Origin of the sequence: Streptomyces sp. NPDC048275, from assembly GCF_040652275.1 — a bacterium.
GTDB lineage: Bacteria > Actinomycetota > Actinomycetes > Streptomycetales > Streptomycetaceae > Streptomyces.
In genome coordinates this window covers 1-22,101 of the sequence record NZ_JBEZLR010000099.1, presented here as the reverse complement: position 1 = coordinate 22,101, position 22,101 = coordinate 1, and the positions used below count along the sequence as shown (strand labels likewise).

Here is a 22,101-nt window from a genome sequence, read left to right as displayed (position 1 = left end):
TCCGGAGGATGGCATCCCGGAGGTCACCAGACACGTACCGACCCTCCCCTCGCGAAGACCGGGCTCGTCGCGTCCGCGGGCGGGGCTGCGAGCGGCTGTGCCAGTTCGTCCACCGTCGGTCCCGTCTTCGCCGCGAGGGAGTCCAGGTACGCCAGGTCGAAGCCGTACAGGCGGGCCGCGTTGCCGCCGACCATGGCCGCGATCTCCTCCCGCGGCAGGCCCGCGTAGGCGATGCGCAGGCCCTCACGGGAGTAGGGGTAGGTGCCCTCGTCGTGCGGGTAGTCGCTGCCCCACATGATCTTGTCGAGGCCGATGCGGTCCCGGAGCGGCACCTCGTGCGGGCGCATGAAGCTGGCGCCGACGAAGCAGTTGTCCCGCCAGACTTCCGAAGGGCCCTTGCCCATCGCCGCGGCCAGTCCCGCGCCGAATTTCGACTCGGCCGTCGACGCCTTCGTCGCGGCTGCGACCAACCGGCCGTGGTAGTAGTCCAGCATGTCGAGCACCCCGGGGATCCAGCCCGAGCCCTGCTCGGTCAGCACCAGCTTCAGGGCCGGGTGACGGCGGAAGGCGCCGCCGAACACCAGGTGCCACAGCGCCCGGTGCGAGAACCAGGTCGTCTCCACCATGAAGACCGCCCGCGCGGCCGGCTCCTCGCCCAGGGGCGGCGACGCCGAACCCGCGTGATGATTCACCGGCACGCCCAGCTCCGCGCACACCGCCCAGATCGGGTCGTACGCCGACGAGTACAGCTCGGGCAGGCCCGAACCCGGGGGTGTGCCGGGCAGCAGGAGACCGCCCGTGAGCCCCGCGTCCGCCGCCCAGCGGATCTCCCGCACGGCCTCGTGCACGTCGTTCAGGAGGATCTGGAAGACGCCCGCCCGGCGGCCCGGCGCGGCCGCGCAGAAGTCCGCGAGCCACCGGTTGTGGGCGCGCAGTCCGGCCCACCGCCGCTCGAACTCCTGCGCCGTCGGCGCCGGCGCCATCAGGGAGGCGGACGGGAAGAACGGCGGGATGGTGTTCGGGAAGACGACCTCCGCGACGATCCCGTCCGCCTCCAGCTCCGCGAGGCGCCGCTCGGAGTTCCAGTTCCTGTCGGCCGTGTCGGCGAGCAGATCCTCGTAGGGATTGACGTACGTGGCCGCCCACGCGTCGAACGCCTCGTGGTGTTCCTTCGCCAAGTACGGCCGGTAGTCCAGGAGGTCGGCGCCCGCGTGGCAGTCGGCGGAGATCACCGTGTACCGGTCGTGCCGGTCGTCGGTCGGTCCGTACCGGTCGTCGGTCATGGGGTCACCCCCAGGGCCGGGAAGTCGTGGTCGGTCAGCCAGTGCCGTCCCACCTCGCGCGAGCGCGCCCACGACGCCTCCACGGCCCTCTGGTCGTCGCTCTGGCCGAGATCGGCGGGAGTGGGGCCGATACGCCGGGCGAGCGGGGTCAGCCGCTCGACGTCGAAGCCGAAGACGTCCGCGGCGGCGAGACCGAGGATGCGGCGGGTCTCCGACACCGGGATGTCATGGAAGGTTTTCGACAGCCACGCGCGCGTGTCGGGCCAGGTGCCCTCGGGGTGCGGGAAATCGCTGCCCCAGAGGATGTTGTCGACGCCGATCTCGTAGCGCTGGGCGAGTTCGCGGCGCTTGGTGTTCGTCGCGCAGATGAAGATCTGCCGGTCCAGGTACTCGTGCGGGGGCCGCTTCAGCTCCGCGAAGGGCGAGAGCTTCTTGCCGCCGTGCGCGCCGAGATAGAGGCGGTCCATGAACCAGAGGAGGTTCGGCAGCCACCAGCAGCCCGACTCCGCGACACCGAACTTCAGCCCCGGGTGGCGTTCGAAGACACCCGACCAGAGCAGGAACCAGAGGGGGCGGGCGGGCCACCACGTCACCTCGCTGACGTAAATGCCCAGATGGTCGCCGTACTCGTGGCGCGGCGCCGCCCCGGAGTGGGTGACCACCGGCATCCCGCACTCGGCGGCCGCGGCCCACACGGGGTCGTAACGGCGGTCGTGGTAGGGCTCCTTGTCGACCCACATGGAGGGGATCATCAGCGCGCCGAGGCCCGACTCCTTGGCGCGGTACACCTCCGCGACGACGGTGTCGGGCGAGGCCGTGATGGGCAGCAGGGCGACCCCGCAGTGCCGTTCGGGGTGCTCGGACACGAAGTCGGCCAGCCAACGGTTGTGCGCCTGCGCGCCCGCCATGCCGAGCTGCGGGTCCTGGTCCCCGGAGAGGCCGAGGCCCACGCCGAAGGGAGCGGCCGTCCGGCTGTCCACGGCATCCGCGTCGGGGAAGACCACCTCTCCCGCGACGCCGTCGCCGTCCAGTTCCTTGAGGCGCTGCGCGGTGTCCCAACCGCCGCGCAGCCCCTCCTCGTTGTCCTGGAACCACTTGCTCGCGAACGCCTCGTTGCGGACGCCGAGCCGCGTCATCTCCTCGCGGCGCCGGTCGCGGCCCGCGAGGAATTCGTCGAAGTCCCGGTGGAAACGGGAGTCCAGATAGGGCCGGTACTCCTCGGTGGGCAGCCCGGCATGGCAGTCGGAGGAGATGATCAGATAGGGGTCCCGGTCGGTCATCGCGCGCCTCCTCAGTCCAGAATGAAGTTCTCCAGGTACGACGGGTCGGCGCGGTCGAGCATCGACTGCGACCGCGCCCGGATCTGCCGGTCGCTGTGCTCGCTCTGAGGCAGCAGCCAGAACCGGTCCGCGCGGATCCCCTCGGCGACGAGGTCGGCGACCTCCTCGACCGGCGTGAACCGCACCTCGTGCCCCGCCTCCTTCATCGCGGCCTCCCATTGGTCGAGGCTGCGGTACGGGGTCTTTCGCGGCTGCTGTTTCGCGTACCGCGACGGCCGGTTGCGGTACGACTCCCACAGGCCCGTACGGAGCATGTGGGGCCCCGGGAACAGCACAGACGCCCCCACGCGCGCGTGCTCCGCCTTCAGCTGCGCGTACAGGGACTCGGTCATCGTCACCACCGCCGCCTTGGTGACGGCGTACACCGACGCGGTGGGCAGCGGGGCGATCCCGCCGTCGCCCGACGAGGTGTTGACGACATGGCCCGGCTCTCCCCCGGCGATCATCCGCGGGACGAACGCCTGGACGCCGTGGAAGACGCCCCAGACATTGACGGCGAAGGCCCACTTCCAGTCGTTCGGGTCGTGCTCCCACATGCGGCCCTCCGCACCGGAGCCGACGCCGGCGTTGTTGCACAGGACGTGCACGGCGCCGTACTTCTCGTACGTGTCCGCCGCGAGCGCGAAGACCTCCTCGCGCTCCCCGACATCCACCACGCGCGCGTGCACGTCGGCGCCGTCCGCCCGCAGTTCATCGGCCGCCTTCCCCAGGGCGCCCTCCTCGACGTCCGCGAGGACCACCTTCAGCCCGTCCGCCGCGAACCGCCGTGCCATCGCCAGCCCGATGCCGCTCGCCGCACCGGTGACGACGGCGACCTGTCCTGCTCGGAGATCCATCAGACACTCCCCTCGGGAGGCCCGTCGAGGATCTGCCGCGGGTCGTCGTAGCGCTGGTGGATGTACGGCAGCAACGCCTGTGCGCTGACCCGCTCGGCCACCTTGCCCCGCTGGTCGGTGGTCTTCTCCCCGAGGGTGATCTCGACGAGTTCGCGTACGGGGAGGTCGGCGACCGGGTCGTACATCGACTCGCGCAGGACGACGTCCCCGGTGATTCGCTCCAGCTTGCGCACCTTCTCGTTGCGCAGGCAGTGCACGAGCACGGGGTCCGCGTCGAAGCCGGAACCGTCCACCGCGGGAAGGAACTTGAAGTAGAAGTCGGTCCTCCGGGCGGGCTCCGGGAGGGGCAGGTCGCCACTGAGGGCACCGCGTACCTCGACGAAGGCGATGCCGTGCCGGGCGAGCGCGGCGCGTACGAGGAGACCGTCGCGCTCGACGGTCACCTCGCCGAGCTTCTTGGGCTCCCCGAAGACCTCGCGGCCGCCGATGAGAGCCCGTTCGTGGGTCATCGGCATGACGAGCGGGTACCAGCCCTCGACGCCGTCATGCGCCGCGGCGACGGCGAACGAGCCCGCTCCCAACGGATACCCGGGCAGATCCACCTTGCTGATGTTCACCCGCACCAGGGGCCGCCCGGTGGGCTTGAGCGGGGGCGGCAGAACCGCCGCGACCGCGTCCGGATCGCTCTCCCAGACGGCCACCACTCCGGTGGACCAGATGTCGGGGAGCTTGGCGCTCGCGGCGCGCGCGGCGTCGATCTCCGCCTCGGTCCGTGCTCCGTACCGCACTCGTGCCATGGTCCGTACCACCCTTCGTGGGCCGTTACCTGCTGGTGGCGCGCAGCACGGTTGCAGCACCTGGGCCAAAGGTCCATAGCCATGCACCTCGGGGCTTGCACCAACCGAAACCAAGAGGAACCAGACAGAACCACCGGATGACCCTGGCCCCAGAAACGCTCGGTGGCCCCGGACGGCACGACCGGGCCCGTGCAGCAGCGGCCGGCGGGTGGGCGTGGCGTCAACTTCGGTATGGTTCGGTGCGATTGCAGGGTGCACGCGCGCGTGGCCCTGTCCCAGGCCCTCGGAGGCCCACGTTCCGGTAAGGCGGGGGCCGGGCTGTCAGTCGCGGCCCGTATCCTCAGTGACCATGCTCGAAGACCTGACGACCGCAGCGTCCCCAGCCTCCTGGCCGGCCGCGTATCCGCAGGGGTACGCGGTCGTCGACGTGGAGACCACCGGCCTCGCCCGGGACGACCGGATCATCTCGGCCGCCGTCTACCGGCTGGACGCGCGCGGCGAGGTCGAGGACCACTGGTACACGATGGTCAACCCGGAGCGCGACCCGGGCCCGGTGTGGATCCACGGTCTGACGAGCGACATGCTCGAAGGTGCCCCGCTCTTCCAGGACATCGCCGAGGAGTTCGCCGACCGGCTCGCCGACCGCGTGCTCGTCGCGCACAACGCGGTCTTCGACTGGTCGATGATCGCCCGGGAGTACGCGCGCGCGGAGCGTGAGGCGCCGGTCCGCCAGCGGCTGTGCACCATCGCGCTCGCCAAGGAGCTGAACCTTCCGCTGCCCAACCACAAGCTGGAGTCGCTGGCCGCGCACTTCGGCGTCGTACAGCAGCGGGCGCACCACGCGCTGGACGACGCGCGCGTGCTGGCCGAGGCGTTCCGGCCGAGTCTGCGGGCCGCCGCGCGCGACGGGGTCCGGCTGCCGTTGTTGGAGTGCCGGCCGCTCAAGGAGTGGTCCGACAGCGCCGCGGCACCGCGGATCGGGCGGCAGTCCGGTGGCTACTCGCCCAGCGGTTACTCGTCCGGTGGATACCCGTCCGGAAGCTGGCGCCCCTCGCGCAAACGCCCCGCATGCCCCTATCCCAACCCAGGCCGTTACGAAGAGGGCAAACCGCTCAAGCAGGGCATGCGGGTCGCCTTCTCCGGGGACACGTCCGTCGACCGCGAGCTGCTGGAGGACCGCGCCGTCGAGGCCGGGCTGCATGTCGCGACGAGCCTGTCCCGGCTGACCAGCCTGCTCGTCACGAACGATCCGGACTCCAGTACGTCCAAGGTGGTCAAGGCCAGGCAGTTCGGGACGCCGGTGATCGACGAGGCGGCGTTCGGCCAACTGCTGCGGGATGTGGAGCCCGCGTCACAGAAGTGACCGGGCCGCCGGCATGGCCGAGATCACCCATGGCCGGGGCCGCCGGCGTGACCGAGGCCGCCCATGGCCGGGGCCGCCGACGCCACCGAGGCTGCCGACGCGACCGGGGCCCTGACGTGACGTGAGGACCGCTGACGGGCGGCAGGCGCGTACGGGTGATTGGCGGACGACTCGCCCGGCGCTCGCTAGCCCGCGCCGCGCCGACGCCCCACCCTGTGGCGCATGGCGAGATGTGAAGTTTGCGGCAATGACTACGGCATGACCTTCGAGGTGCACGCACAGGGCTCGGTGCACGTCTTCGACTGTTTCTCCTGCGCGATCCACCGGATGGCCCCCATCTGCGAGCACTGTCGCGTCCAGATCATCGGCCAAGGGGTCGAGGTCGAGGGCCACTGGTTCTGCGGCGCCCACTGCGCCCGCGCGGAGGGGAAGGTGGGAATCATCGACAAGGTGTGAGCGCACACGGGGGTGTGGCCCTCGACGGGACCCTCCCGTCGAGGGCCAATTGGTGCGGGGTACCGTCAATGGCGTGTACCGCTTCCTGTTGTCCCGGCAATGGGTGATCCTCACCCTTGTGACGCTCCTGCTCATCCCGACGATGATCCGGCTGGGCTTCTGGCAGCTACACCGTCATGAGCACAAGGTCGCGCTGAACGAGGTGATCTCGCAGTCGCTGGCGGCCGATCCGGTGCCCGCCGAGTCGCTCACCGCGCCGGGGCAGCACGTCGAGCACGAGGACCTGTACCGCCGGGTGACCGCGAGGGGCACGTTCGACACCGCGGACGAGGTCGTCGTACGGCGTCGTACGAACGCCGACGGCGAGGTCGGCTACCACGTCCTGACCCCGTTCGTCCTGGACGACGGCCGGGTGCTGATCGTCAACCGGGGCTGGGTCCCCTCCAACGGCTCGCAGACCGCGTTCCCGAAGATCCCGGCTCCCGCGCAGGGCGAGATCACCGTCACCGGGCGACTGATGCCGGACGAGACGACCGGCCGCAGCGGCATCAAGAACGTCCAGGGACTGCCCGACCGCCAGGTCATGCTGATCGACAGCGAGCAGCAGGCGAAGAGCCTCGGCAAGCAGGTCCTCGGCGGCTACATCGAGCAGACCGCGCCCGAGACCAAGGGCGACTCCCCCGAGCTGATCCCCGACCCCGAGCACAACGACATCGGTCCGCACATGGCGTACGCGATCCAGTGGTGGCTCTTCTCTGCGGGCGTGCCCGTGGGCTGGATCATCCTCGTCCGCCGCGAGCGCCGCGACCGGGCGGCAGCCGCCGCGTCGGAGGTCTCTCGGGAGCCGGCCACGGCAGCCGTGTAGCTCGGCGTCTCGAACCGCCCCCCGCACCCGGCCCCCACGTCACCCGGTCGGCCCCCGCGCAGATTGACCCCGGCTCCCGCCGGGAACTCGCCCCACGTGCACCCACGTATCGAGGACTACGCGCTCATCGGGGACGAACAGACCGCCGCTCTGGTGGGCCGGGGCGGGTCCATCGACTGGCTCTGTCTGCCACGGTTCGACTCGGCGGCCTGCTTCGCCGCGCTGCTGGGCGACGAGGAGAACGGCCACTGGCACATCGCACCCACGGGCGCGGGCCCCTGCACCCGGCGCGCCTACCGGCCGGACACGCTGGTGCTCGACTCCGAGTGGGAGACGGACGAGGGCGCGGTCCGCGTCACCGACTTCATGCCGCAGCGCGAACACGCGCCCGATCTCGTCCGCATCATCGAAGGCCTCAGCGGCCGGGTGACGGTGCACAGCACCCTGCGGCTGCGCTTCGACTACGGCTCGGTCGTGCCGTGGATGCGCAGGGCGGACGGCCACCGGGTGGCCGTCGCGGGCCCCGACTCGGTGTGGCTGCGCAGCCATCCCGAGGTACGCACCTGGGGCAAGGACTTCTGTACGCACTCGGAGTTCACCGTGGAGCCGGGCGAGCAGGTCGCCTTCGTACTGACCTGGCATCCCTCGCACGAGTCGCGCCCACCGCTCGTCGACCCGTACGAGGCGCTGCGCTCCAGCGTCGACGACTGGCAGGCATGGGCGGCGCGCTGCCGTTACGACGGTCCGCACCGGGACGCCGTCGTCCGCTCCCTCATCACCCTCAAGGCCCTCACCTACGCGCCGACCGGCGGCATCGTGGCCGCCCCGACCACCTCGCTCCCGGAGGAACTCGGCGGCCTGCGCAACTGGGACTACCGCTACTGCTGGCTGCGTGACTCCACGCTCACCCTCGACGCGCTCCTGTCGGCCGGGTACCACGAGGAGGCCGAGGCCTGGCGCGACTGGCTGCTGCGCGCGGTCGCGGGCGACCCGGCGGACCTGCAGATCATGTACGGCCTCTCCGGCGAACGCCGGCTGCCCGAGTTCGAGCTGCCGTGGCTGCCCGGCTTCGCCCGCTCGTATCCGGTCCGGATCGGCAACGAAGCCGTGAAGCAGTTGCAACTGGACGTGTACGGCGAGGTCATCGACTCGCTCTCGCTGGCCCGGCGTTCGGGCCTGCCCTCCAAGCCGCACATGTGGCGGCTGCAGGTCGCCCTGATGGAGTTCCTGCGGACGGCCTGGCGGCAGCCGGACGAGGGGATCTGGGAGGTACGCGGCCCGCGTCGGCACTTCGTGTACTCGAAGGTGATGGCGTGGGTGGCCGCGGACCGCGCCGTACGCGCGCTGGAGAGCGACTCGACGCTCACCGGCGACCTGGACGGCTGGCGCACGATGCGCGAAGAGGTGCATCAGGAGGTGTGCGAGCGCGGTTTCGACGCCGAGCGGAACACCTTCACGCAGTTCTACGGTTCACGCGAACTGGACGCCTCCCTGCTGCTCATCCCGCGCGTCGACTTCCTGCCGGCCGACGATCCACGGGTCGTCGGCACCATCGACGCGGTGCGCGCGGATCTCGAACGCGACCGCTTCCTGCTGCGCCGCTACAGCGACGAGGGGACCGACATCGACGGGCTGCCGGGCGGCGAGGGCGCCTTCCTCGTCTGCTCGTTCTGGCTCGCGGACGCGCTGCATCTGACGGGCCGTACGCAGGAGGCGCTCGCGCTGTTCGAGCGGCTGATCGGGCTCGCCAACGACGTGGGGCTGCTGTCCGAGGAGTACGACCCCGTCGCACGCCGCCAGCTCGGAAACTTCCCGCAGGCGTTCAGCCACCTCGGCCTGGTGGGGACCGCCCTCAACCTGTTCGGGGGCGGGAAAACCGGATAGGGGAGGATGGGGGCATGGATCTTGGACTGAAGGACCGGGTGTACGTCGTCACGGGAGCCACCCGTGGCCTGGGCAACGCCGCCGCGCGGGAGCTCACCGCCGACGGCGCGAAGGTGATCATCACCGGGCGGGACGAGAAGACGGCCGCCGACGCGGCGTCCACGCTCGGCCCGAACGCGGTCGGGGTGGCCGCCGACAACGCCGACCCGGGGACCCCGGCCCGGCTGATCGCTGCGGCTCGCGAGCACTTCGGCGGATTCGACGGCATTCTGATCAGCGTCGGCGGCCCGCCGCCGGGGTTCGTCGCGGACAACACGGACGAGCAGTGGACGGCCGCGTTCGAGTCCGTCTTCCTGGGCGCGGTCCGGCTGGCCCGAGCGGCGGCCGCCGAGCTCGGCGAGGGCGGTGTCATCGGCTTCGTCCTGTCCGGCTCGGTGCACGAGCCGATCCCGGGGTTGACCATCTCCAACGGTCTGCGCCCGGGCCTCGCGGGCTTCGCCAAGTCCCTCGCGGACGAGCTGGGCCCGCGCGGCATCCGCGTCGTCGGCCTGCTTCCGGCCCGTATCGACACGGACCGCGTGCGCGAGCTGGACGGCCTTCCCGCCGACCCGGAGGCCACCCGGGCTGCCAACGAGGCCCGTATCCCGCTGCGCCGCTACGGCACCCCGGAGGAGTTCGGCCGCACGGCCGCGTTTCTGCTCTCACCGGCGGCGTCGTATCTGACGGGCCTCATGCTGCCGGTGGACGGCGGCGTGCGGAACGGGTTCTAGACCCTTTCACCTCGATCGATCCCTTCGATGCGATCGCGGTCAACTCACCCGCTCGGCCCGGTGCTTGACCCCGCGGAGGCGTACCTCCGCGGGGAGCGCGGCGAGGCCCGCCGAGTCCCGCGCGTGCGCGAGTGCCTCCGTCGTCAGCAGGTGCAGCGCCTGCCCGGGGTCCACATGAGGTTCCAGCAGGAGCCGCATCCGTGCCCCAGGGGTGCTGCGCCGCCCGGTCAGCTGGACCTGTGCCCGCTCGACGCCGTCCAACCGCCCGGCCTCATCGGCCAGTACGCCCTCCAGGGCACGCCCGCGCAGCAGCGCCCCCTCGCCGTCGCCCGTATCGACGAGCACCTCCGCGAGCCGACGCCGCCGCAGCACGGCCGACAGCCACCACAGGGCGAGCAGCACGAGAACCGCGAGGACGGCGAGGACGGTCGGCCACCACCAGCCGTCGTCCCGCCACCGGGTCCGCTCGGCCTCGCTCAGCAGCACATCGCGCCGTCCGTCGTGGATCCACCACGAGGGCGGCCGCACACCGAGGCCCACGGCGAGCACGGAACCGCCGAGGAGGACCAGCGCCAGACCTACGATCCCGAGCAGTACGCGGTTGACGATCCTGAGCACCGCGCTCACCCCTTCCGTCCGGGGCGCACCACGTGCACCGACAGGGCGGGCGGCCGGGCGAGCCCGAGCCCCCGGATCCCGTCGGCGAGCGCGGCGTCCAAGTCGGCGCGTACGTCGTCGAGTTCGCGGAAGTGCGAGACCGCGCGGACATCGACCTTGGTCCGTCTCGTCCGGACCCGGACCGATCGCACCCCGGAGACCTCCATGGCCCGGTCGCGCAGTGCCGTCGCGGCGGCGTCCCGGTCCAGACCGGCCCGTACGTCGGGGTGGACGCGCCGCATCGGCAGGATGCCGCGCAGCCCCGGCGTCACCGCGAGGACGATCAGCAAGAGCCCGACGGCCGCCGCGACCCCGGCGCCGACGAGCACCCAGGTGTCGTCGAGGGGGCGTTCGGCAAGCTGCCGGGCGAGGGACCTGCGCCAGTGCATGGCGGGCTGGTCGGCGCGTACGGCGGCGATGTCGTACAGGAGGACGCCCGCCCCGGCCAGGAGCAGCAGCGCGACGATCCCGGCGGGGACCCGGCGCACCGACCAGAACCTGCCCTGGCCGCCGTCCTCGTCGGCGGCGGTGGGCAAGGGGTCGTAGGCGGCCGCGGAGGCGGACTGGCCGAGCTCGCTCGCGGCCTCCTTCTCCATGACAGGCATGCGTCGGGTGGTGCTGTCGGAGCCCTGGGGCTCGCTCATTGCGTCCTCCCCTGTGCCGTGCCGGGCGTCGGTGCCAGGTGCAGCCGCTCCACCTGGACGGTCACCTCCGGCACTTCCATCCCCGCCAACGCCCTTACCCGCTGAGCGACATGGCGACGCACCGCCTGGCAGCGGCCACCGACGTCGGAGGGGTAGTCGAGTTCGAGCTGGACGCGGATGCGGGCGCTGCCGTGGTGGACGGCGACCGTCGCGTGCGGGGGCATGGCGTCGGGGGGCAGCGTCTCCAGTGCCTCACGGGCCGCCTGCGCGGCGATCTTCGCCACGACCCGGTCGGCGATCCGGGTCGCGCCGCGCTCGGCCGCCGCGACGGCCGTCTCGGGCCGCCGGGCCTCCCCGAGCCGACCGGTCACGGGCGTCACCGTCACGGTCACCGTCGCCGGTCGTCGCGAGGACGGAAGAAGTTACCGAGATCCAGATCCCCTTCGAGGAACCGCCCGACGACGAAGCCGACGGCACCCAGGGCAGCCACCAGAAGGAAGGCCCCAAAGCCCCCGAAGTATCCAGCGAAGCCCAACGCCATTCCGGCGATCATGCCGATCACGGCCAAGCTCATGTGCGCTCCTCAACTGTTCGGTGGCCGGCCGGTCACTGGAGCCGCGACTCCGGCTCCTCTTCTTCTTCCTCGGGAAGCTTCACATCACTCACCGCAATATTGACCTCGACGACCTCAAGACCCGCCATGCGCTCGACAGCGGCGATGACGTTCTCGCGGACGGCGCGGGCGACATCCGCGATCGACACGCCGTACTCGACGACGATCTCCAGGTCGAGTGCGGTCTGCGTCTCCCCGACCTCGGCCTTCACGCCCCTGCTGACGGACTTCGAGCCGCCCGGCACCCGGTCGCGCACCGCCCCGAAGGTCCGGCTCAGCCCGCTGCCCATCGCATACACGCCGAGGACCTCCCGGGCGGCGAGCCCGGCGATCTTCTCCACGACTCCGTCGGCGATCGTGGTCCGCCCCCGGCCCGCGGGATCACCGCCGCCCCGCCTGGTGGGCTTGCGGGTCTGAGGCGACTCCTTCTCGCCCTCGGGGTTCTGCGTCCGGTTCGGCTCCGTCATGTCGGTCATCGCCGTACGTCCCTTTCGGTCGTGCCCCTGTCGCCACAGTAAGCGGGGGTGCGCCGTCTCGCGCCGTGGATGCGGCAGGCTGGAGGAATGACGGCGGACCGATGGACGCAAGCGGTACGGCAGCAACTCCGGCTGGGGCGCCTTCTCCCCCTGGGACTCCCGCACGACGGCGCGTGGATCACGGAGAGGGCGGCCGAGGCGGTACTACGACGCGCGGCGGCCGGCCTGCGCGGCATCCGCCTCGGCGCGCTCCGGATCTCCCTCACGGACCCGGACCAGGTGTCCGACCCCGTCGTACCGCCTCCGCCCGGCGCACTGCCACCCGGTCCACTCCGCGTCACCGCCGAGTTCACCGCCTCGACGAACCCGACGGCCCAGGACGTCGAGCCTCTCCCCACCACGGCGGCCCGCCTCCGCCTGACCCTGGCCGCGGCAGCGACGGAACGTCTCGGCCTGACGGTCACGGAGGTGGACCTACGGGTGACGGAACTGCTCGACGAGGAGGAGCCCCCCGTCGCCGTACGCCCCGATGACCCGCGGCCGGCCGCCGAGCCGAAGGACCCCGAGGAGTCGCGTGCGGCGGCCGCCGCCCTGTCCGTACCAGGCGTGCTCCACCTGACGAACACCCTGGGCCGCCCGGTCCACATCGAGGACGCGCCGGGCGGCGACACCGCCCTGCCCCGCCGCCATGTCCGCATCGAACTGGCCGTCTCGGCGAACGAAAGGGCGGTGGAGGTGGCACGGGCAGTCCGGACGGCCGTCACGGACACGTCGTCGGTGACTGTGCTCGTGACAGCCGTGCACTGAAGCACCCCGTAAAGGGTGCGGGGCTGTGACCTGTACGGCACCGCCGACGGCCGCGACCAGCCTGCACCGCCCCGCAGCCAAAAGACGCCCTCAGTTGCCAAAAGGACGCCCTCAGTCCCCCACGCCCGCAAGGTCCCGCAGCCTCCGCGCCTGCGCCGCCCGCTCGGCAACCCGCTGCTCCTCGTACGACCGCCCCTGCGCCCCCCGCAACAACGCCTTCGTCTCGATGACCGCGTCCCGAGGCGCGGACAACAGCGCCGCGGCAAGGTCCCGTACCGCGTCGTCGAGCTGTTCGACGGGCACGGCGAGGTTGGCCAGACCGGTGCGCTCGGCCTCCTCGGCCAGGACGAATCGACCCGTGGCGCAGATTTCGAGCGCGCGGGCGTATCCCACCAGGCTCACCAGCGGATGCGTCCCCGTGAGGTCGGGCACCAGCCCCAGGCTGGTCTCGCGCATGGCGAACTGCACGTCGTCCGAGACGACGCGCAGGTCACACGCGAGCGCGAGTTGGAAACCCGCACCGATGGCATGCCCCTGGACGGCGGCGACGGACACGATGTCGCTGCGCCGCCACCAGGTGAACGCCTCCTGGTACTCGGCGATGGTCGCGTCGAGCTCGGCGTCGGCGCCGCGCGCGAGGTCGATGAACGACGGCTCGCCGTCGAAGCCCTCGGGCGTGAACGCCTGCCGGTCGAGCCCGGCCGAGAACGACTTGCCCTCGGCACGCAGCACCACCACACGGACGGAGCCCGGCAGTGACCGTCCGGCTTGCGTCAACGCCCGCCACAGAGCAGGATTTTGGGCGTTGCGCTTGGCCGGGTTGGTCAGCGTCACCGTGGCGATCGCGTCGTCGACGGTGAGCCGTACGCCGTCCTTGTCGAGTACAGGGTCGAGCGAAGCCATGGGGTGCCTCCGATGAGTGCGGCCGGATCAGGCGCGTACCCACGAGGGACGCACCTAAGTGACTGCACAGTAACCACCCGGCCGATCAACCGACCGGCCGGGTGGTCACCACCGAAGCCGATGGGGACGCCCGGCCTCAGGCCGAGGCGGCCTTCTTGCCCCGCGTCGCTCCGCCACGCCCTCGGAGCGTGACGCCCGATTCGCTGAGCATCCGGTGCACGAAGCCATACGAGCGGCCGGTTTCTTCGGCCAGCGCTCGGATGCTCGCACCGGAGTCGTACTTCTTCTTCAGGTCTGCCGCGAGCTTGTCGCGCGCGGCGCCGGTCACCCGGCTGCCCTTCTTCAGAGTCTCGGCCACCCGTGCCTCCTCATGGGAAGTGCGCTCTGGACTTCTCATGATCACCCCTCAAGGGCTCCATGGCCACCCATTCGGCAAGGTCCGTGAGACAAGGTTTTGACGACAGGAGCCCGTCCCCACAAGTGGAATCAAAGGTTCCGGGCGCCTCTGTCCGTACGACCGAACGGGTTGATCCACGAAGTACCAGGTCAGCGACGCGAGACGGCCGAGCCCTTGGGGGTAAAGGGCTCGGCCGCGAAATCGATGTAGGACACACCTCGGTACGAGGAGATCTCACACAGATGATGGATCACGGATCGGCCGAATGATCCATACGCAGTGGATCAGCCATTCGATCACGCCTGGCTGACGCCCGGCGAAACGGTGTCCCGGCTCAGGCGAGGGCCACCAGGTCCGCGTAGTCGGCGCCCCACAGGTCCTCGACGCCGTCCGGCAGCAGGATGATCCGCTCCGGCTGGAGCGCCTCGACGGCGCCCTCGTCGTGGGTGACGAGGACCACGGCGCCCTTGTAGGTGCGCAGCGCGCCGAGGATCTCCTCGCGGCTGGCCGGGTCGAGGTTGTTCGTGGGCTCGTCGAGGAGGAGGACGTTCGCGGAGGAGACCACGAGGGTCGCGAGCGCGAGCCGGGTCTTCTCGCCGCCGGAGAGGACTCCGGCGGGCTTGTCGACGTCGTCGCCGGAGAACAGGAACGAGCCGAGCGTCTTGCGGACCTCGACCAGGTCGAGGTCGGGCGCGGCGGAACGCATGTTCTCCAGGACCGTGCGCTCGGGGTCGAGGGTCTCGTGCTCCTGGGCGTAGTAGCCGAGCTTGAGACCGTGCCCCTCGATGACCTCGCCGGTGTCGGGCTGCTCGGCGCCGCCGAGCAGCTTCAGCAGGGTCGTCTTGCCGGCGCCGTTGAGGCCCAGGATGACCACGCGTGAGCCCTTGTCGATGGCCAGGTCGACGTCGGTGAAGATCTCCAGCGAGCCGTACGACTTCGACAGGCCCTCGGCCATCAGCGGGGTCTTGCCGCAGGGCGCGGGCTCCGGGAAGCGCAGCTTGGCGACCTTGTCGGAGACGCGGACCGCCTCGAGGCCGGCCAGCAGCTTGTCGGCACGCTTGGCCATGTTCTGCGCGGCCACCGTCTTGGTGGCCTTGGCGCGCATCTTGTCCGCCTGCGAGTTCAGCGCGGCGGCCTTCTTCTCGGCGTTCTGCCGCTCGCGCTTGCGGCGCTTCTCGTCGGCCTCGCGCTGCTGCTGGTAGAGCTTCCAGCCCATGTTGTAGACGTCGATCTGGGCGCGGTTGGCGTCCAGGTAGAAGACCTTGTTGACGACCGTCTCGACGAGGTCGACGTCGTGGGAGATCACGATGAAGCCGCCGCGGTAGGTCTTCAGGTAGTCGCGCAGCCAGACGATCGAGTCGGCGTCGAGGTGGTTGGTCGGCTCGTCGAGCAGGAGCGTGTCGGCGTCCGAGAACAGGATGCGGGCCAGCTCGACACGGCGGCGCTGACCTCCGGAGAGCGTGTGCAGCGGCTGGCCGAGCACGCGGTCGGGCAGGTTGAGCGCGGCGGCGATGGTGGCGGCCTCGGCCTCGGCGGAGTAGCCGCCCTTGGTGAGGAACTCCGTCTCCTGGCGCTCGTACTGCCGCATCGCCTTGTCTCGGGTGGCGCCCGAGCCGTTGGCGATGCGCTGTTCGTTCTCGCGCATCTTGCGCAGCAGTACGTCCAGGCCGCGCGCGGAGAGGATGCGGTCGCGGGCCAGGACGTCGAGGTCGCCGGTGCGCGGGTCCTGCGGCAGATAGCCGACCTCGCCGGAGCGGGCGACGGTGCCGCCGGCGGGGATGCCCTCACCGGCGAGAACCTTGGTGAGGGTCGTCTTGCCCGCGCCATTGCGGCCGACCAAGCCGATGCGGTCGCCCTTGGCGATACGGAAGGTGGCGGACTCGATGAGGATGCGGGCGCCGGCGCGCAGCTCGATACCGGAGGCGGAGATCACGGACAGACTCCAGGGCAGGGGTTGGCGGGATGGGCGGCTGAGGACGTTCCCGCCGTCTATTGCGCGAGGAGACAGGCCATGGGCCAAGTCTAACGGGGCCGTGCAACCACTTTTCCTGTGTGCGGGGGTTCCGCACTGTGACGCTCATTGCCCAGCGGTTCGCGGCCCGGGGCGATTCCGCCCAGGTCATCCACGGCGACGAGCTCCGTGGTCCAGACGTCGGCGGTGGCGCAGGGCTGGGCGATCAGGAGAGCGCCGGAGTGACGTACCGCACGCGCGGGGGCGAAGGCGCAGCCGGGGCGGGCGGGCAGGCTCCAGCGCAGATCGCCGTCGGCGATGCGGTAGCCGGCGATGCGCTGGGGAGTGACCACGGCGAGCATGTGGGCGCCCAGGGGCCGCAGCACGCCGGTCGCCTCGTGGTCGGCGAGCCACCGGACGAGCCCGGGCAGGGCCCGGTGCCAGCGCACGCCGCCGTTGCCGCGCGCGGTGTCGGTGACCAGTCCGTCGTCCCAGAGGGTGATCGCGTGCTCGCGCGCGGGGAGCACGGCGAGCGGACGGCGGCCTTCGCGGGCGTAGGTCCAACGGGGGTGACCGGTCGCATCGTCGTAGGCCTCGACGGTGGCTCTCGTCGTCCGCAGCGGGGGCCGCTGTACGGCGTGCGCGTGCTCCACGCGCGCGTGGACCGTGAGGCGGTCTCCGTAGGGGGCGCGGCGGGCTTCGTGGGCCGCGTTGAGGAGGGGAGCGGCGAGGAGCAGGGTGAGGGCGACGGGCAGAAGCGCACGAGCCGTACGGCGGCGGGGGGCGGGGGCCGGGATCCGTGCGGCCTCGGTGTACGCGCTGGCCACGGCGTCCGTGACGGTCTCGACGTCCGTGACGGCCTCCGTGTTCGTGACGGCCTCGGTGTTCGTGACAGTCACGGTGCTCGTGACAGTCGCGGTGCTCGTGACGGTCGCGGTGCTCGTGACGGTCGCGGTCTCCGTGACGGCCTCGGTGTTCGTGACAGTCGCGGTGCTCGTGACGGTCGCGGTCTCCGTGACGGCCTCGGGACGGGCGGCTGCCTCGGTGTCCGTGGTCGGCGGGACGGCCGGTCTGGCATCTGTCGCCTCGAACGGCACTGCGATCACTTTGCCCCTTTCGCCACCACGGCCCACGAATCAGGCGGAGAGCGTAGGCGCGGGCGGCCGGAACGGCCGTCAGGACACGGCGGACCGCCGACGCGTCCCCCGTTCGGACCTCCGCCCGGCGCCGGGGCCCGGGGTGCGTACGAGGATGGCGCCACAGAGCGACGTACGCACACGTACGCAAAGGGTGGTGTGCCCATGCAGTTCGACGACGACGCAGACCTGGACACCTCCGAGGTGCAGGATGCGCGCGGCAGTCGGATTCCCGGCGGCAAGGCGACCGTCGGCGGCGGCATCGCCGGTCTGATCGCCCTGCTCCTGGGGCTTTTCTTCGGGGTCGGGCCGGACCAGCTCGGCCTCTCCTCCGACAACGACCAGCCCGCGGCGACCTCCTCCTCGCTCGCCCAGGTCCAGCAGAGCTGCCGGACCGGACAGGACGCGAACACCAGGGAGGACTGCCGCATCGTGGCGGTCGTCAACAGCGTGCAGGACTTCTGGGCGGAGGAGTTCCGGCGGCGCGGCGGTACGTACACGCGGTCGCCGACGGTCTTCTTCAACCAGCGGGTCGCCACCGCGTGCGGCACCGCGACCTCTGCGGTCGGGCCCTTCTACTGCCCCGCCGGCCGCAAGGTCTATCTGGACCTGGGCTTCTTCGACGATCTGCGCACCAAGTTCGGCTCCACGGGCGGGCCGTTCGCGCAGGCGTACGTGGTGGCCCACGAGTACGGGCACCACGTGCAGGACCTGATGGGGACCCTGGGCAGGGCCCAGAGCGGCGTCACGGGGGCGAACAGCAACTCGGTGCGGTTGGAGCTGCAGGCCGACTGCTACGCCGGGGTGTGGGCGCACCACGCGACGACGACGAAGGACGAGTCGACGGGCAGGCCGCTGATCACCGACCTCACGGCCGCCGACATCCGCGACGGCCTGAACGCGGCGGGGGACGTCGGTGACGACCGGATCCAGGAGAGGTTCCAGGGCCGGGTGACCCCGGAGACCTGGACTCACGGCTCGGCGGCGCAGCGGCAGCAGTGGTTCTACCAGGGCTATCGCACCGGCGACATGGCGCAGTGCAACACCTTCCGCTGACCGGTGCGTTCGCTCGGCGGGGCGTTGTCAGTGCCCGGTGCAAGACTGGGCAGCGGGTGACATTCCGGCGGTGGGACGGGCTTTGACGGCAGGACAGGTCCCGGCCGCGAGACGAGAAGGAGTGATCGGCATGGCAGGCATGGAGGGCGGGCGCCCGAGCATCTACCCGACACTGTTGTACGTGGACGCGAAGGCGGCGATCAGGCAGCTCACCGAGGCCTTCGGCTTCAGCGAACAGTCCGTGTACGAAGGCGAGGACGGCTCGGTGCTGCACGCCGAGCTGGTGCAGGGCAATGGTGCGATCATGCTCGGCTCCAAGGGCCGGGGCGGTCGCTTCGACGAGGCGATGAAGAGCGCGGGGCCCTGTGGGGTGTACATCGTCGTGGACGATGTCGACGCACACCACCAGCACGCCGTGGACCACGGCGTGGAGATCCTGATGCCCCCGACGGACCAGGACTACGGCTCGCGTGACTACATGGCCCGGGACGCCGAGGGCAACATCTGGAGCTTCGGCACGTACGCCCCCGAGATAGCGGGCTGACGGGGCAGCTCTGTCCGGCCGGACATGTCCTAGTTGCCCCCGGTGTGCACCTGGAAGGCGGCTCGGCGTACGGCCTTGGCGAGCGCCGGGTCCGGGTGGGCGGCGGCGAGCGCGACCAGTACCTGGACAGTGCGGGGATGGCCCACGGCGCGCACCTCGTCGAGGAGCGCGGGCACGGTGGGCTGCACCGCGGACTCCAGGTGGCGCACGAGGAGCGGGGCCTCACCGTGGTCGGCGACGGCGGCGGCGGTGTCGACCCAGAGCCAGGTGGCCTCTTCGCGGGTGAGCACCTCGTGGGCGTCCTCGGGGTCGTGGCCGTCGTGCTCGGCCAGCCACAGCAGGGCATAGGGGCGCAGCGAGATCACCTCGGCCACGGCGCGCACGTCGGGTTCGGCGGGGGCGCCGACCACGCGCAGCGCCTCGAAGGCGAGGCCGCGGGTGAGGGCGTCCTCGCCGCGGGCGGCCTCGAGGAGCTCGGTGACGGCACTGCCGACGGGTCGGGCGGCGAGCCAGGCACGGTACTCGGCGCGAGCCGCGTTCGGTCGCAGCTGGGCGCAGCCGCGGAGCATGTCCGCGGCGGGCTGCTCGATGTTCCCGGCGGGGCTCTGCGCGGCGACGCAGATCTGCTCGAGCTTGACCCAGACCGCCCAGCTGCCGAGCGGGGTGAGCGTGGCCTGTCCGTCGGCGCAGGTGAGCGCGCCCACCGAGGCGAGGGCGTGCAGGGCCCAGTCGAGGAGGGGGGCGAGCGGGGCGTCCGCGGCCTCGGTGGCGTCCGGGGCGGGCTCCGGCTGGGGGCCGTACGGGATCTCGCAGCGCTCGGTGCGCAGCTCGGTGACGCGCTGCTCGAGGAGGTCGAGGAGTTGTTCCACCGGGACCGGCCCGGCGGAGAGCTGGAGGAAGGAGAGCACCTGGGGCATCGCGGAGACCACCTCGGCGACGGCGGACACCTCACGGTCGGCCGGCTCCGGATGGGCGAGAGACCAGGCGTCGAAGAGGGCGACCCAGCCGCGCAGTACGGCGCTGTCGTCGCGGTTCCAGGCGCGCAGTCGCCAGCCGGGGCGGGCGATGTCGCCGTGCACCTCGACGAGGCCGGCGAGGCGCGCGGTGTCCCAGTCCGCGCGGACCTGAGCCGGGGTCAGGCCCAGCTCCTCGGCGGCCCGTTCCGCGGTCGCGTCGGAGAGAGTGCCCTTGTCGTCGGGGGTCGCGCCATCGCGCCCCGCGCCGAGGGCGGCGTCGGCCCAGCGGGCGACGCGGGCCGCAGCGGCCAGGCCGGTGCGGGCCATGCGGGCCAGTTCCGTGGGCGGCGGGGTGCCCTCGGGGGGCCGGGGTGCGGGTCGGCGCGAGCTGCGCTGGGTCGCCGCTCGAGGTGCGGTAGCCAGGGGGCGCGGGCGGACGAGTCGGAGCCTGGAGTCGCGCGGGTTACGGGACGTCACGGGTGCAGTCTTCCGGTTGACGGTCCGAAAACCCAAACGGAATGTCACAGCAGGCGACGGAGGTGGCCAATGCACGGCGTTCCGCGAGGGCTCGACACGTGTGAGCGAAGCCTCGTACGAGTTGACCGCGGCCGAACCGGAAGCGCGGCGGCGGCTTCGCCGGAGCCCCGGGTGAAGGACGGTGATCGGTCCTTCACGGTCCCTGCGGGGGGCGCATTCCGGGGGCGCGGAGCACCGGCCGCCAGGACGCCGGACCATCAGGACACGGAATCGCGGGGCTGCCGGACCGTCGGGCCGCCGGGACACAGGACCGCCAGGTCACCGGGACGCCGGACGTCATGCCGGGAGGCGGACCGCCAGACCACCGGGGCGCCGGGAGCGGGACGCAGGACCAGCGGCACGCCAGGAGCCGGATCGCCGGGCCGCAGGACCACCAGCACGCCGGGAGCCGGACCGTCGGGACGTCCGCGGGCGCGGGCCACGAGGTGTCTACATCAGCGGGATGAAGAAGCGGCGCAGGGCTTCTTCGTAGCCTGCCGGGTCGGCGTTCCACATGGCGCCGTGCGGGGCGTGCGGGACCGTGTGCAGGGTGACCAGGTCCGGACGGCGCTTGGCGAGGCGGCGTGAGGAGACCCAGGGGGCGATGGTGTCGTCCGGACCGTGCAGCACCAGGGTCGGCACCTTGAGCTGGTCGGGGTCGGCGGCCTCCTTGATGCGGTCGCCGTACAGTCCGGTGCGGCCCTGGGCGGCGCGGACCGCAAGAGGCAGCAGCACGCTGGGGGTGCGGCGGGCCGCGGCGAGGGCGCGCAGCGTGGCCTCCCAGTCGAGGACCGGCGAGTCCAGGACGAGGCCGGAGATGCGCTCGCGCAGCGCGGAGCGTGCGGCGGCGCGCAGGGCCATGGTGGCGCCGATGGACCAGCCGTACAGGACGACGTCCTTGGCGCCGTAGCGCACGGCGTAGCGCAGGGCCGCGTCCAGGTCGCGCCACTCGGTCTCGCCGAGGTGGCCGAGGCCGTCCGGGGAGCGGGGTGCGCCGAGGTCGCCGCGGTAGGCGAGGTCGAGTACGGGGAGCCGGCTGCGGTGCAGGAACTCCATCACGTTCATGGGGAGTTCTCGAGTGGTGCCCAGGCCGTGCACCGTGATCACCCAGGTGTCGCGGATGCCGGGCACGAACCAGGCGGGCAGGGGGCCGAACTCACCGGGGATGTCCACGTCGGCGTGGTCGAGGCCGAGTGCCGTGCTGGGGTTGCCGATGTGCACGTTCGGGGTGAGCCACACCTTGTCGCCGGGCTCGAGGCTGCCGTGGGTGACGCGTTCCAGGCGGCGTACGACCGTGTCGGCGGTGTGGGGTGCGGCGTCCAGGACGGGACCGACGACCGCGTGCGAGCCGTCGCCGGCGAGGCCGTACGTCCCCGGGCGCAGGGAGGCCAGGTCCCGGGAGAGGGTGATCTGACCCGCGGCCGTGGCGTGCACGGTGAGCCGGGGTTCGGTGGGCAGCGGTCTGCCGGACGGCGCCTTCAGTGCGGCGCCACTGGCGTACCGGCCCGCCGCCACGGAGGCTGCGGCCGCGCCCAGGGCTACGGTGACGGCCGCGGCCGTCGCTTTGACTGTACGCACGGGTTCAGTCTCCCGGGGCAGCCCGCCGTCGGCCAGCGGGAGCGGGGGGCGGGATGACTCTCCGGGCGGATCCGGGGGCTCGTTCTCAGGTGGTACGGCACTCCCGCACCGCCGCGCCGGTACGGCGGAGGGAACCCCGCATCGGCCGAGTGAGCGAACACCGGCGCGTTGGCGCACCCCTAGGGCCTGTCCGGCGGATCATGCCGCAGACGCGGGGCTTGGCACGCCCATCTGCGGCGTTGTCGTCGGTCAACGACTCCCCCACTCTCGACT

At 71.7% G+C, this 22,101-nt stretch carries 23 protein-coding genes; 8 read left to right on the top strand and 15 right to left on the bottom strand.

Features of this window, described 5'->3' with window-relative positions; translation table 11 throughout:
- Positions 1 to 23: 23 nt before the first annotated feature.
- From AB0D57_RS38300 to AB0D57_RS38285, 4 genes are read right to left on the bottom strand one after another with little or no spacing between them, the layout of a single operon-like run.
- On the bottom strand, positions 24 to 1,283 hold the full coding sequence (locus AB0D57_RS38300; protein ID WP_362084432.1) for an amidohydrolase family protein: 1,260 nt from the start codon (positions 1,281 to 1,283) through the stop codon (positions 24 to 26).
- Positions 1,280 to 2,563, bottom strand: coding sequence for an amidohydrolase family protein (locus tag AB0D57_RS38295; protein ID WP_362084429.1), 1,284 nt, complete (start codon positions 2,561 to 2,563; stop codon positions 1,280 to 1,282). The genes AB0D57_RS38300 and AB0D57_RS38295 overlap by 4 nt, the downstream gene beginning before the upstream one ends.
- A gap of 11 nt (positions 2,564 to 2,574) precedes the next feature.
- Positions 2,575 to 3,459, bottom strand: coding sequence for an SDR family NAD(P)-dependent oxidoreductase (locus AB0D57_RS38290; protein WP_362084426.1), 885 nt, complete (start codon positions 3,457 to 3,459; stop codon positions 2,575 to 2,577).
- Positions 3,459 to 4,256 carry an acetoacetate decarboxylase family protein gene (locus AB0D57_RS38285; RefSeq protein ID WP_362084423.1) on the bottom strand — a complete coding sequence of 266 codons (798 nt, stop codon included), beginning with the start codon at positions 4,254 to 4,256 and terminating at the stop codon, positions 3,459 to 3,461. Before AB0D57_RS38285 ends, AB0D57_RS38290 begins: the two co-directional genes overlap by 1 nt.
- Before the next feature lie 349 nt (positions 4,257 to 4,605).
- On the opposite strand from AB0D57_RS38285, the gene AB0D57_RS38280 reads away from it, so the two are divergent.
- From AB0D57_RS38280 to AB0D57_RS38260, 5 genes are all read left to right on the top strand, one after another.
- Positions 4,606 to 5,619 (top strand): DEDDh family exonuclease, encoded by a 1,014-nt coding sequence (locus AB0D57_RS38280; RefSeq protein ID WP_362084420.1) that lies wholly within the window; start codon positions 4,606 to 4,608, stop codon positions 5,617 to 5,619.
- A 222-nt stretch (positions 5,620 to 5,841) separates the two neighbouring features.
- Positions 5,842 to 6,075 carry a hypothetical protein gene (locus AB0D57_RS38275; protein WP_078629285.1) on the top strand — a complete coding sequence of 78 codons (234 nt, stop codon included), beginning with the start codon at positions 5,842 to 5,844 and terminating at the stop codon, positions 6,073 to 6,075.
- 73 nt (positions 6,076 to 6,148) lie between these two features.
- Positions 6,149 to 6,940, top strand: coding sequence for an SURF1 family protein (locus AB0D57_RS38270; protein WP_362084416.1), 792 nt, complete (start codon positions 6,149 to 6,151; stop codon positions 6,938 to 6,940).
- 96 nt (positions 6,941 to 7,036) lie between these two features.
- Positions 7,037 to 8,824, top strand: coding sequence for a glycoside hydrolase family 15 protein (locus AB0D57_RS38265; RefSeq protein ID WP_362084413.1), 1,788 nt, complete (start codon positions 7,037 to 7,039; stop codon positions 8,822 to 8,824).
- 14 nt (positions 8,825 to 8,838) lie between these two features.
- Positions 8,839 to 9,594, top strand: a complete 756-nt coding sequence (locus tag AB0D57_RS38260) for an SDR family oxidoreductase (protein WP_362084410.1) — start codon at positions 8,839 to 8,841, stop codon at positions 9,592 to 9,594.
- Between the two features lie 39 nt (positions 9,595 to 9,633).
- Here AB0D57_RS38260 and amaP read toward each other — a convergent pair whose 3' ends face one another.
- Genes amaP through AB0D57_RS38235 form a run of 5 tightly spaced genes read right to left on the bottom strand, consistent with a single transcriptional unit; the run spans position 9,634 to position 11,984 of the window.
- Positions 9,634 to 10,212, bottom strand: coding sequence for an alkaline shock response membrane anchor protein AmaP (gene amaP, locus AB0D57_RS38255; protein WP_362084407.1), 579 nt, complete (start codon positions 10,210 to 10,212; stop codon positions 9,634 to 9,636).
- Between the two features lie 5 nt (positions 10,213 to 10,217).
- Positions 10,218 to 10,895: a DUF6286 domain-containing protein gene (locus AB0D57_RS38250; RefSeq protein WP_362084404.1), complete on the bottom strand. Its 678-nt coding sequence runs from the start codon at positions 10,893 to 10,895 to the stop codon at positions 10,218 to 10,220.
- A complete protein-coding gene (locus AB0D57_RS38245; RefSeq protein WP_362084401.1) occupies positions 10,892 to 11,266 on the bottom strand; it encodes a hypothetical protein in 375 nt (124 codons plus the stop codon). The genes AB0D57_RS38250 and AB0D57_RS38245 overlap by 4 nt, the downstream gene beginning before the upstream one ends.
- A 17-nt stretch (positions 11,267 to 11,283) precedes the next feature.
- Positions 11,284 to 11,469, bottom strand: a complete 186-nt coding sequence (locus tag AB0D57_RS38240) for a hypothetical protein (RefSeq protein WP_362084398.1) — start codon at positions 11,467 to 11,469, stop codon at positions 11,284 to 11,286.
- Between the two features lie 32 nt (positions 11,470 to 11,501).
- On the bottom strand, positions 11,502 to 11,984 hold the full coding sequence (locus AB0D57_RS38235; protein ID WP_362084395.1) for an Asp23/Gls24 family envelope stress response protein: 483 nt from the start codon (positions 11,982 to 11,984) through the stop codon (positions 11,502 to 11,504).
- Between the two features lie 87 nt (positions 11,985 to 12,071).
- Here AB0D57_RS38235 and AB0D57_RS38230 point away from each other — a divergent pair, with 87 nt between their 5' ends.
- On the top strand, positions 12,072 to 12,791 hold the full coding sequence (locus tag AB0D57_RS38230) for a nucleopolyhedrovirus P10 family protein (protein WP_362084392.1): 720 nt from the start codon (positions 12,072 to 12,074) through the stop codon (positions 12,789 to 12,791).
- A gap of 111 nt (positions 12,792 to 12,902) precedes the next feature.
- Here the strand turns inward: AB0D57_RS38230 and AB0D57_RS38225 are convergent, their stop codons facing one another.
- From AB0D57_RS38225 to AB0D57_RS38210, 4 genes are all read right to left on the bottom strand, one after another.
- Positions 12,903 to 13,694, bottom strand: a complete 792-nt coding sequence (locus AB0D57_RS38225; protein WP_362084389.1) for an enoyl-CoA hydratase/isomerase family protein — start codon at positions 13,692 to 13,694, stop codon at positions 12,903 to 12,905.
- Positions 13,695 to 13,830: 136 nt separating this feature from the next.
- Positions 13,831 to 14,052, bottom strand: coding sequence for a helix-turn-helix domain-containing protein (locus AB0D57_RS38220; protein ID WP_006123601.1), 222 nt, complete (start codon positions 14,050 to 14,052; stop codon positions 13,831 to 13,833).
- 373 nt (positions 14,053 to 14,425) lie between these two features.
- Entirely contained in the window at positions 14,426 to 16,024 is a 1,599-nt protein-coding gene (locus AB0D57_RS38215) for an ABC-F family ATP-binding cassette domain-containing protein (protein ID WP_362084386.1), read from the bottom strand.
- A gap of 89 nt (positions 16,025 to 16,113) precedes the next feature.
- Entirely contained in the window at positions 16,114 to 17,148 is a 1,035-nt protein-coding gene (locus AB0D57_RS38210) for a hypothetical protein (protein ID WP_362084383.1), read from the bottom strand.
- Positions 17,149 to 17,343: 195 nt separating this feature from the next.
- On the opposite strand from AB0D57_RS38210, the gene AB0D57_RS38205 reads away from it, so the two are divergent.
- Together AB0D57_RS38205 and AB0D57_RS38200 are read left to right on the top strand one after the other, a co-directional pair.
- The gene (locus AB0D57_RS38205) at positions 17,344 to 18,234 is read left to right on the top strand and encodes a neutral zinc metallopeptidase (protein ID WP_362084380.1); all 891 of its coding nucleotides are present in this window, start codon (positions 17,344 to 17,346) and stop codon (positions 18,232 to 18,234) included.
- A 130-nt stretch (positions 18,235 to 18,364) separates the two neighbouring features.
- Positions 18,365 to 18,778, top strand: coding sequence for a VOC family protein (locus AB0D57_RS38200; protein ID WP_362084377.1), 414 nt, complete (start codon positions 18,365 to 18,367; stop codon positions 18,776 to 18,778).
- Between the two features lie 29 nt (positions 18,779 to 18,807).
- Here AB0D57_RS38200 and AB0D57_RS38195 read toward each other — a convergent pair whose 3' ends face one another.
- Both AB0D57_RS38195 and AB0D57_RS38190 read right to left on the bottom strand, forming a co-directional pair.
- Positions 18,808 to 20,211, bottom strand: coding sequence for a hypothetical protein (locus tag AB0D57_RS38195; protein ID WP_362084374.1), 1,404 nt, complete (start codon positions 20,209 to 20,211; stop codon positions 18,808 to 18,810).
- Between the two features lie 489 nt (positions 20,212 to 20,700).
- Positions 20,701 to 21,828, bottom strand: a complete 1,128-nt coding sequence (locus tag AB0D57_RS38190) for an alpha/beta fold hydrolase (RefSeq protein ID WP_362084371.1) — start codon at positions 21,826 to 21,828, stop codon at positions 20,701 to 20,703.
- Between the last annotated feature and the right edge of the window lie 273 nt (positions 21,829 to 22,101).

Excerpts from the sequence above, each read along its gene's own strand:
- AB0D57_RS38300 (WP_362084432.1), bottom strand. The coding sequence starts at position 1,283 with ATGACCGACGACCGGTACGGACCGACCGACGACCGGCACGACCGGTAC.
- AB0D57_RS38235 (WP_362084395.1), bottom strand. The coding sequence starts at position 11,984 with ATGACCGACATGACGGAGCCGAACCGGACGCAGAACCCCGAGGGCGAG.
- AB0D57_RS38280 (WP_362084420.1), top strand. The coding sequence starts at position 4,606 with ATGCTCGAAGACCTGACGACCGCAGCGTCCCCAGCCTCCTGGCCGGCC.
- AB0D57_RS38205 (WP_362084380.1), top strand. The coding sequence starts at position 17,344 with ATGCAGTTCGACGACGACGCAGACCTGGACACCTCCGAGGTGCAGGAT.
- AB0D57_RS38295 (WP_362084429.1), bottom strand. The coding sequence starts at position 2,563 with ATGACCGACCGGGACCCCTATCTGATCATCTCCTCCGACTGCCATGCC.
- AB0D57_RS38290 (WP_362084426.1), bottom strand. The coding sequence starts at position 3,459 with ATGGATCTCCGAGCAGGACAGGTCGCCGTCGTCACCGGTGCGGCGAGC.
- AB0D57_RS38230 (WP_362084392.1), top strand. The coding sequence starts at position 12,072 with ATGACGGCGGACCGATGGACGCAAGCGGTACGGCAGCAACTCCGGCTG.
- AB0D57_RS38275 (WP_078629285.1), top strand. The coding sequence starts at position 5,842 with ATGGCGAGATGTGAAGTTTGCGGCAATGACTACGGCATGACCTTCGAG.
- AB0D57_RS38200 (WP_362084377.1), top strand. The coding sequence starts at position 18,365 with ATGGCAGGCATGGAGGGCGGGCGCCCGAGCATCTACCCGACACTGTTG.
- AB0D57_RS38285 (WP_362084423.1), bottom strand. The coding sequence starts at position 4,256 with ATGGCACGAGTGCGGTACGGAGCACGGACCGAGGCGGAGATCGACGCC.
- AB0D57_RS38240 (WP_362084398.1), bottom strand. The coding sequence starts at position 11,469 with ATGAGCTTGGCCGTGATCGGCATGATCGCCGGAATGGCGTTGGGCTTC.
- AB0D57_RS38225 (WP_362084389.1), bottom strand. The coding sequence starts at position 13,694 with ATGGCTTCGCTCGACCCTGTACTCGACAAGGACGGCGTACGGCTCACC.
- AB0D57_RS38260 (WP_362084410.1), top strand. The coding sequence starts at position 8,839 with ATGGATCTTGGACTGAAGGACCGGGTGTACGTCGTCACGGGAGCCACC.
- AB0D57_RS38250 (WP_362084404.1), bottom strand. The coding sequence starts at position 10,895 with ATGAGCGAGCCCCAGGGCTCCGACAGCACCACCCGACGCATGCCTGTC.